The 9,378-nt window shown below is 69.9% G+C and carries 5 protein-coding genes; 1 reads left to right on the forward strand and 4 read right to left on the reverse strand.

The genetic code is table 11. The annotated features are described in order from the left end of the window. From FHS38_RS34675 to FHS38_RS34690, 4 genes are all read right to left on the reverse strand, one after another. Positions 1 to 329, reverse strand: a 329-nt coding sequence (locus FHS38_RS34675; protein WP_311775311.1) for a carboxyl transferase domain-containing protein, incomplete at its 3' end; no start/stop codon positions are given. A 32-nt stretch (positions 330 to 361) separates the two neighbouring features. Next, positions 362 to 1,474, reverse strand: a complete 1,113-nt coding sequence (locus tag FHS38_RS34680) for a polyprenyl synthetase family protein (protein ID WP_184740565.1) — start codon at positions 1,472 to 1,474, stop codon at positions 362 to 364. Positions 1,475 to 1,780: 306 nt separating this feature from the next. Continuing rightward, positions 1,781 to 2,347 (reverse strand): hypothetical protein, encoded by a 567-nt coding sequence (locus FHS38_RS34685; RefSeq protein WP_184740568.1) that lies wholly within the window; start codon positions 2,345 to 2,347, stop codon positions 1,781 to 1,783. Between the two features lie 138 nt (positions 2,348 to 2,485). Then, entirely contained in the window at positions 2,486 to 3,283 is a 798-nt protein-coding gene (locus tag FHS38_RS34690) for an alpha/beta fold hydrolase (RefSeq protein WP_229822953.1), read from the reverse strand. Positions 3,284 to 3,658: 375 nt separating this feature from the next. Here FHS38_RS34690 and FHS38_RS34695 point away from each other — a divergent pair. Further along, positions 3,659 to 9,378, forward strand: a 5,720-nt coding sequence (locus tag FHS38_RS34695) for a non-ribosomal peptide synthetase (RefSeq protein ID WP_184740572.1), incomplete at its 3' end; no start/stop codon positions are given.

Here is a 9,378-nt window from a genome sequence, read left to right on the forward strand (position 1 = left end):
TCACCCAACGCACCACCGAAGATCCGGAAATCATGCGCGTACACAAAAACCGTACGCCCGTGCACCGTCCCCCACCCGGTGATCACACCATCGGTATAGGGCCTCTTGGCCTCCAGGCCGAAGCCGGTCGCCCGGTGGCGCCGCAGTTGTTCCACTTCCGTGAACGACCCCGGGTCGAGCAGGAGGTCGATGCGTTCACGCGCGGTCAGCTTGCCCTTGGCGTGTTGTGCCTCGGTGGCTCGGGGTACTCCTCGGACCGCCTCCTCACGGACGCGGGACAACTCTGCGATCCCGTCCGAGACGGTCGGGTGTGCGGCCTGCTGCGGCACGGCCTGCTCCTTTCTCCTACGGGCGGCGGCGGTCAGCCGGTCCGGTCGGCCACGAAGTCGCAGAGGGCTTCGAGTGCGGTGCGCGCGGGTATCGGCGGCAGCACCGAGAGCGCGGCACGGGCGCGGGCGAGACGGTCGCGCATGATGGCCCCGGCCTCGGCGAAGGCCGGGGAGTGGGGGAAGAGTTCGAGGGCGCGGTGGTGCGCCACGGGGTCCTGGAGCGGGCCGTCGGCGAGCAGCCCGCGCAGTTCGGCGCCCTGCGGACCACGGTCCGCGCGGGCGAGGATCACGGGCAGGCTCGGCACACCGGCCAGCAGGTCCTTGCCCTGTTCCTTGCCGGTCGTCTCGGCCGCCCCGGCGAGGTCCAGCAGGTCGTCGGCGATCTGGAAGGCGGCGCCGAGGTAGGCGCCGTACGCCCCCAGGGCCTCCGCGTACGGCTCCGGGGCGCCCGCCTGCCGGGCGCCGATGCTCAGCGCCATGGTCAGCAGGGACGCGGTCTTGCCCGCGGCCACCTGGAAGTAGTGCTCGACGGGGTCCTGGCCCGGGGCGGGGCCGACCAGTTCGCGCACCTGCCCGTCGACGAGCCTGCTCGCGGTGTCGGCGTTGAGGCGCACGGCCTCGGGGCCGAGGTCGGCGGCGAGCCGGGCGGCGCGGGCGAGCAGCCAGTCGCCGCCGCGGACGGTCTGCCGGTTGCCCCAGCGGACGTTGGCGCTGGGCACGCCGTGCCGGGTGCTCGCCTCGTCCATCACGTCGTCGTGGTACAGCGAGGCGACGTGCACCAGCTCCACGATGACCGCGGCCTGCGGCACCCCGTCCCGCCACGGCTCGCCGAACTCGCCGGCGAGCAGCACCAGAAGGGGCCTCATCCGCTTTCCGCCGGCCGCGGTGACGTGCCCGGTGAGTTCGGCGACACGGGGGTCGGCGGTGTCGGTCGCGGTGTCCTGCAGCCGCTTCTCCACGCCCTCCAGGGCGGTGCGCAACCGTGCCTCGGCGGCCGGGTCGTCGAGACGGAACCGGAACTTCGGGGCGCCGCGGAGAGCGGCCGCCCCGGCTTCACGGCCCCGGCCCGTGACGACCGCGCGGACGGCACGGGCGGCATCGGAGGCACGGGCGGCCCGGGCGAACGACGCACCGTTGCGGGTCATCGGAAGTCCCCGGCCGCCGTGCGTATCGCCGGATCGAACACAGCCTTCTCGGCCATGGCTGAACCCCTTTTGGGCAAGGAATGAGGAGAATCTGAGGCTTTTCGAGGATGTCCAATGCCCCTGTGCCGGAACAACAACGGTGACAGGTTGCTGCCATCGGACCGGTCTTGCGCTTTCCCCGGTGTCCGTGCTGTGCCGCCGAGGACAATTGGGGTGGTGGCAGGGTGTGTTATACGAACGGAAGCCCCGGCAACGGTGGTTGCGGGGGCTTCACTGAATTCGAAGCGGCAGGGGCCGGCGGGCCGTTCAGGCTTCCGGCCGGCAGCGACGCCGGTAGTAGCCGTATGTCAGGGCGAGCACCAGCGGCCCCCACAGGGTGAACAAGCCGCTGACCGTTCCCGCCAGCACGGCCCACCACCCGTTGGTGTAAGGGACGTCCGAGAATCCGGCGATCTCGAACATGCAGAGCAGCCAGTCGACCGACAACGCGGTGAAGAAGAGACCTGCCAGGGCAGCGGGCACGATCACCAGGAAGGGCGGGATGCGCCTGCCACGGAACACGGGCACCCATTCGGGCACGGTCTCGCCCCACCAACGCACCAAGCCGGAGCACAGCAGCGCGAACGCCTCGGACAGCAGACTGAGCGCGAAGACGTAGGGCACGGTCACCCATAACGGCTGCGGCGCGTGGGGAACGTCCATGCCCATTCTGAATCCGAACCCGATGGGCAGTCGCCAGATACACACCGGCAGGGCCAGCAGCGGGATGGCGTGGGCGACGATCTCCGCCCAGCGCGGCACGGGCCGTTCCGTCGACCGGACCGCCTTGGTCGTCTTGATCACCGCTGCCGGACGCACCGTGTTGATTGCCATGCCTTCAGTATTTCCGGTCCGCGAAGGGTCGGGATCATGCACGAGCACGACTCCGCTCCCCCATATGGCGGAGGTCCGCGGCCGGACCGTCCTCCGCACGCCGGACAGCCGCCCCGGCGATCCGCCACGGGCCCGAACTCAACGGCCCTGGCACTGGTTCACCCGTCGCAGGATCTCTTCGGTGATACGTTCCGGCGCCTGCTCCGGCTGCCAGTGCGTGACGCCTTCCAGGAGCACGAACCGGTACGGGCCGGTCACGTGCTGCGCCGTCCGGTCCACCGCGACCCGGCTCGCCGCCCGGTCACCGTCACTCGATATGTAGGTGGTCGGCACCGGGACCGGGCCCAGGCCCTCGTGCTCGGCGAGCAGGCTGCCGGAGCGGTACCAGTTCAACGTCGCGTCCAGCACTCCGGGGCGGGTGTGCAGGTCGAGGTAGTGCTTCACCTGATCGGGGTCCACCTCGTCGCCGAACAGGGATCGAAGCGGCTCCGCGCCGTCCGCGAGCATCCCGTCCGTGCTGTCGGGCGACACGAAGTAGGCGACGTACTGCGAGAGTTGCCGTTGCAGCGGGTCGTTGCGCAACGCGTACCAATACGCTTCCAGGTGCGGAAAGGAGATCGCGGTCAGGGTCCGGACCCGGCCGGTGTGGCGTGCGGCCAGGTACCAGGCGACGACCGACCCCCAGTCGTGGCCCACGACATGGGCGGACTCGATACCGAGGGCGTCCAGGATGGCCACCGCGTCACCGGCCAGGAGCGGCAGCGCGTACGAGTCCGCGCCCTCCGGCCGGGCACCGTCACAGTAGCCACGCTGGTCGGGCGCGATGGTCCGCAGGCCCGCGGCGTGGAGAGCCGGCACCACCTGGTCCCAGGCGCGTCGGCTCTGCGGGAAACCGTGCAGGAGCAGGACCGGTTCTCCGTCCTCCGGCCCTGACACCTCGACATCGAATACCAGATCACCAGCCGGAACCCGCATACGTATCCCTTTTCACTGTTCATGACGGAAACCGAGTGCGTCGGCAACGGGATTTCCGGCATGCTCCGTCGTCCTGCCACGAAAAGACACCGACCGACCCTTGCGCCGGGCAACCGCGTCCTTGGGACCGTACCGAACGAGGCGCCCGCACGGCGACACGATGACAGCCAACTGCTGTCCCCACCAGGGCTTGCGAACCCCTGTCTCCGCGATCTGGCAGCTTGTTGCAGTCGTCGTTGCCCCCTACTCGGGCCGACTGTTGAGTGACCTCTGAAATGCGCTGTTATACATCTGGGCGCGAACAGCCTGTGCGTATATGGAGTGGGAGTAATTCACGTGAATAGCCGTGGGGTCGAGGACATTCTTCCACTGTCGCCGCTGCAGCAGGGCCTGTTGTTCCACGCGGTGTACGACGAGGAGTCGGCCGATATCTACGCGGTTCAGCTGGTGCTCGAAATCGAGGGCCCGCTGCATGCCGGCTCGATGCGACTGGCCGCGGCGGCCCTGCTGCGTCGGCACGCCAACCTCCGGGCGGCGTTCCTTCACGAGAAGTTCGACGAGCCGGTACAGCTGATTCCCCGTGAGGTGGAGCTGCCCTGGACGGAGACGGACCTCGGCCTGCTGCCGGAGGGCGAGCGCGAGGCGGAGTGGGAGCGCTGGCTGGCCGCGGACCGCGCCCGGCGCTTCGACCTCACCAAGCCGCCGCTGATCCGGTTCACCCTCGTCACCATGGCTCCCGACCGGTACCGACTGGTCATCTCCAATCACCACATCCTCCTCGACGGTTGGTCGATGCCCGTCCTGCTGCGCGAGCTGTTCGAGCTGTACGGCACGCAGGGCTACCCGGGTGGGCTGCCCCGGGTGACCCCGTACCGCGACTACCTCACCTGGCTGACCAAGCAGGACCCGGCAGCCGCCCGGACGGCCTGGTCGCAGGCGCTCGGCGGCCTGGAGGAGCCGAGCCTGATCGCCCCCGTCGACCGGGGCCGGAGCCACAGCCTTCCGGAGCAGGTGTCCGTCGATCTTCCCGTCTCCCTCACCAAGGCACTCGCGGGCCAGGCACGGTCGGGCGGCCGCACCCTCAACACCCTTCTTCAGGCCACGTGGGCCATCGCGCTCGGCCAGCTCACCGGACGTGACGACGTCGTCCTCGGTTCGGTCGTCTCCGGCCGTCCTCCGCACCTCCCCGGCATCGAGTCGATGGTCGGGCTCTTCATCAACACCGTGCCCGTGCGCGTGACGCTCGACGCCGGCGAGACGTTCGGCGCCCTCGTCGACCGGCTGCAGGGCGAGCAGGCCGCCCTCACGCCCTACCACCATGTCGGCCTGACCGAGCTGCAGCAGCTGGCAGGGGTGGGCGACCTGTTCGACACCTGTGTCGTGGTGGAGAACTACCCGGTCGACACAGCCGACTTGGCGCTCGGCGAGGGTCTGCAGATCACCGGGTTCGACGGTCGCGACGCCACGCACTACGCGGCGGTGCTCACCGCGATCCCCGGTGAGCGACTGCACCTGCGTTTGGAGTACCAGGCCGGTGTGTTCGACCACGCCACCGCCGAGTCGGTCATGGGCCGGGTCCTTCGGCTGCTGGAGCAGATCGCCGGAGGGGACGCCACTCCGGTGGGCCGGCTCGAGCTGTTGGGCGCGGAGGAGCGAGAGCGCCTGCTCACCGAGTGGAGCCCCGCCGCGCCGCCGGTGCCCGGGGCAACGATGGTGGACCTGTTCGAGGCGCAGGCCGCACGTACGCCGGACGCGATCGCTGTGCGGTTCGGGGAGACCGGGATCTCGTACGCGGAGCTGGACGCCAGGGCGAACCGGCTGGCCCGGCACCTGATCTCGCGGGGAGTGGGGCCGGAGCGACTGGTGGCCCTGGTCCTGCCCCGTACCGAGCACATGGTCGTATCGCTGCTGGCCGTTCTCAAGGCCGGCGGTGGCTACCTCGCGGTGGATCCCGAGTACCCGGCGGAGCGGATCACCTACCTGCTTCAGGACGCGCGGCCGGTTGTCGTGCTGTCGACCGTCGAGACCTCTTCGGCGCTCGATTCCGTGGCGTCACAGGGTGAATCCCGCCTGGTGCTCGACTCCCCGGCGGTGCTGGACGACGTCTCCCGGCAGTCCGGCGAGGCCGTCACCGACGAGGACCGCACGACGGCCCTCTCGCCCTGGCACCCGGCCTATGTCATCTACACGTCCGGATCCACCGGCCGCCCCAAGGGCGTCGTGATCCCCCACCGCAATGCTGTTCAGCTCTTCCACAGCCACCAGGCAGGAATCTTCGCCTCGGAGGCGGCCACGGCCGGACGGCGGATGAGGACCGCGCTGATCAGCGCGTTCACCTTCGACGCGTCCGTCGACGGTCTGATGTGGATGCTGGCCGGCCATGAACTGCATGTCATCGGTGACGAGATACGGCGCGACGCCGAGCGGCTGACCCGCTACATCGCCGAGGCGCGCGTCGACGTCGTCGACATCACACCGACGCATCTACAGCATCTGCTGGCCGCCGGACTCATGCGGAACACACAGCACCGGCCCCGTCTGTTGCAGATCGGCGGCGAGGCGACCGGCGAGGCGCTGTGGCAGGAACTGCGGCAACTGCCGGACACCATGACGTACAACCAGTACGGGCCCACCGAGACCACCGTGGACGCGATCCAGTGCCGGCTCGCGGACAGCCCGCGGCCCCTGATCGGGCGTCCGCTGCAGAACACCCGGGCCTACGTCCTCGACTCGCACCTGCGGCTGCTGCCGCCCGGTCTGACGGGTGAGCTCTACCTCGCGGGCCCGAGCCTTGCCCGCGGTTACCTGGACCGCCCGGGGCTGACTGCCGGCTCGTTCGTAGCCGACCCGTTCGGTGCTCCGGGTGAGCGGATGTACCGCTCCGGCGACCTGGTGCGCTGGACCGAGGACGGCCGACTGGACTACCTCGGCCGCGCGGACGACCAAGTGAAGATCCGCGGCTTCCGGATCGAGATCGGCGAGATCGAGACCGCGCTGTCCTCCCACCGAGCCGTCGACCGGGCGGCGGTCGTCGTCCGCGAGGACCGGCCCGGCGACAAGCGCCTGGTCGCGTATGCCGTTCCGGCCACCGGCCAGGACTTCGACACCGACGCGATCCGCGAACACCTCACGGGCCTCCTGCCCGAGTACATGGTCCCCGCCGCCTTCGTCACCCTCGACGCCCTCCCGCTGACCGCCAACGGAAAGCTCGACCAGCGGGCCCTGCCCGCACCCGACTTCGCCGACCAGGTCACCGGCCGTTCCCCGCGCGACGAGCGCGAGGAATCGCTGTGCGCGCTCTTCGCGGACGTCCTCGGTCTGGAGCGGATCGGGATCGACGACAGCTTCTTCAACCTGGGCGGCCACTCACTGACCGCCACCCGCCTCGTCAGCCGCATCCGTGCCGAACTCGGGGTCGAGCTGTCGGTACGGAACCTGTTCCAGGCACCGACCGTGGCGGGCATCGCCGCACTGTTCGCTTCCGCCGGCGCTGCCCGCAGGCCGCTGAGCGCCATGGAGCGCCCGGCCGAGATTCCTCTCTCGGCCTCCCAGAACCGGCTGTGGTTCCTCAACCGGCTGGAGGACACCGGCGGCAACTACAACATGCCCACGGCTCTCCGGCTCTCCGGCGCCCTGGATGTGAAGGCGATGGAACTCGCCCTCAACGACGTGATCTCACGTCACGAGAGCCTGCGCACCGTCTTCCCGGAGACCGACGGACTTCCGCGCCAGGAGATCCTGCCCGGATCCGACGTACGGCTCGAACTGCCCACCACTGTGGTCGCCGAGGAGGACCTGGCCCAGGCCCTGGCCGAGGAGGCCGCCGCCCGATTCGACCTCGCCACGCGGATACCGATCCGGGCGCAGCTGTTCCGGACGGCGCCCGACAGCCACGTCCTGCTGGTGACCATGCACCACATCGCCGGCGACGGGTGGTCGATGACCCCCCTCGCGCGCGACCTGTCCACCGCCTACGTCGCCCGCTGCGAGGGTGCAGCGCCGAAGTGGCAGCCGCTGCCGGTGCAGTATGCCGACTACACCCTGTGGCAGCGGGAGGTGCTGGGCGACGAGTCCGACCCCGACAGCACGCTGGCACAGCAGGTCGCCTACTGGCGGGCGAACCTCGCGGGCTCCCCCGAGGAACTGGCCCTGCCGACCGACCGCCCGAGGCCGGCCCAGCCGACCCGGCGGGCGGCCGATGTACCCGTCGTGCTGGACGCCACCACACATCAGCGGTTGCTCACCCTGTCCCAGGGGAACGGCAGCAGCCTCTTCATGGTGCTCCAGGCAGGTGTCGCCGCGCTGCTGACCCGCTACGGGGCGGGCACCGACATACCGATCGGCTCGCCGATCGCGGGTCGTACGGACGCCGCGCTGGACGATCTGGTCGGGTTCTTCGTCAACACGCTGGTGCTGCGCACGGACACGTCGGGCGACCCGACGTTCCAGGAGCTGCTGGGCCGGGTCCGGGAGACGGACCTCGCGGCCTACGCCCACCAGGACCTGTCGTTCGAGCGCCTCGTGGAGATCCTCAACCCCACCCGTTCGCTGGCCCGCCACCCCCTCTTCCAGGTCTTCCTGTCGCTGCACAACAACCCCGCGACCACGCTGGATCTCAACGGTGTCAGTGCCACCGACCATGTGGTTCCGCTGCACGACGCGAGGTTCGATCTGACTTTCGAACTCGTCGAGGCCCTGGACGAGCGAGGCAACCCTGCCGGTATCGCGGGTCGTCTGGAGTTCGCGCGGGATCTGTTCGACGAGGGTTCGGCGCGGCGGTTGGCGGAGGGGCTGGTGCGGCTGCTGGAGGCGGTCGCGGCTGACCCTGGTGTGTCGATCGGTGCGGTGGAGGTGCAGTCCGGGACCGACCGTGGTCTGGTCGTCGAGGAGTGGAACGCGACCGGGTGTGAGGTTGCGGCGGGGACGCTGCCTGGTGTGTTCGAGGCGCAGGTGGCCCGGACGCCGGACGCTGCGGCTGTGGTGTTCGAGGGCGAGTCGCTGTCGTATGCGGAGCTGGACGCGCGGGCGAACCGGCTGGCGCACGAGCTGATCGCGCGGGGGGTGGCCGCTGGTGACTTCGTCGCCGTCGCCGCTCCCAGGTCGCTGGAGCTCATCGTCGCGCTGTATGCGGTGGTGAAGGCGGGTGCGGCGTACGTACCCGTGGACCCGGACTACCCGGCCGAGCGCATCGGCTGGATCCTCGAGGACGCCAAACCGGCGTTGCTGCTGACAACCGTCGAGGTTGCCCCGGCTCTGCCGAAGACCAGCGTGCCGGCCCTGTTGCTGGACACCACCGACGGCATCGCCACCGACCGTCCCGACACCGCCCCTGAGCGGGTGTTGCCGGAGAACGCGGCGGCGTATGTCATCTTCACCTCCGGTTCCACCGGACGCCCCAAGGGCGTCGTCGTCGGGCACGAGGGCATTCACAACCGTCTGGAGTGGATGCAGGACACCTACAAGCTGAATGCTTCGGACCGGGTGTTGCAGAAGACACCGTCGGGGTTCGATGTGTCGGTGTGGGAGTTCTTCTGGGCCCTGCGCACCGGCGCCACCCTCGTCCTCGCACGCCCGGAAGGGCACAAGGACCCCGCCTACCTGGCACGCCTGATCCAGGACGAGAACATCACCACCGTCCACTTCGTGCCCTCGATGCTCCAGGCGTTCCTCGCCGACCCCGCAGCCGGCAACTGCACCGGCCTGCGCCGGGTCATCTGCTCCGGCGAAGCCCTCCCCGCCGACGCCGTGACCCGCTTCCATGACCTGCTGCCGGGTGTGGAACTGCACAACCTCTACGGACCTACCGAAGCCTCCGTCGACGTCACCGCCCACGCCACCAGCCCCGACACCCCGACCGCGTCGGTCCCGATCGGCCGCCCCATCTGGAACACCCGCACCTACGTCCTCGACGCGGCCCTGCGCCCCGCACCCATCGGCGTCCCCGGCGAGCTCTACCTCGCCGGCATCCAGCTCGCCCACGGCTACACCGGCCGCCCCGGCCTCACCGCCGAACGCTTCACCGCCGACCCCTACAGCACCACCGGCGAACGCATGTA

Source organism: Streptomyces netropsis (assembly GCF_014203545.1).
GTDB classification, from domain to species: domain Bacteria; phylum Actinomycetota; class Actinomycetes; order Streptomycetales; family Streptomycetaceae; genus Streptomyces; species Streptomyces netropsis.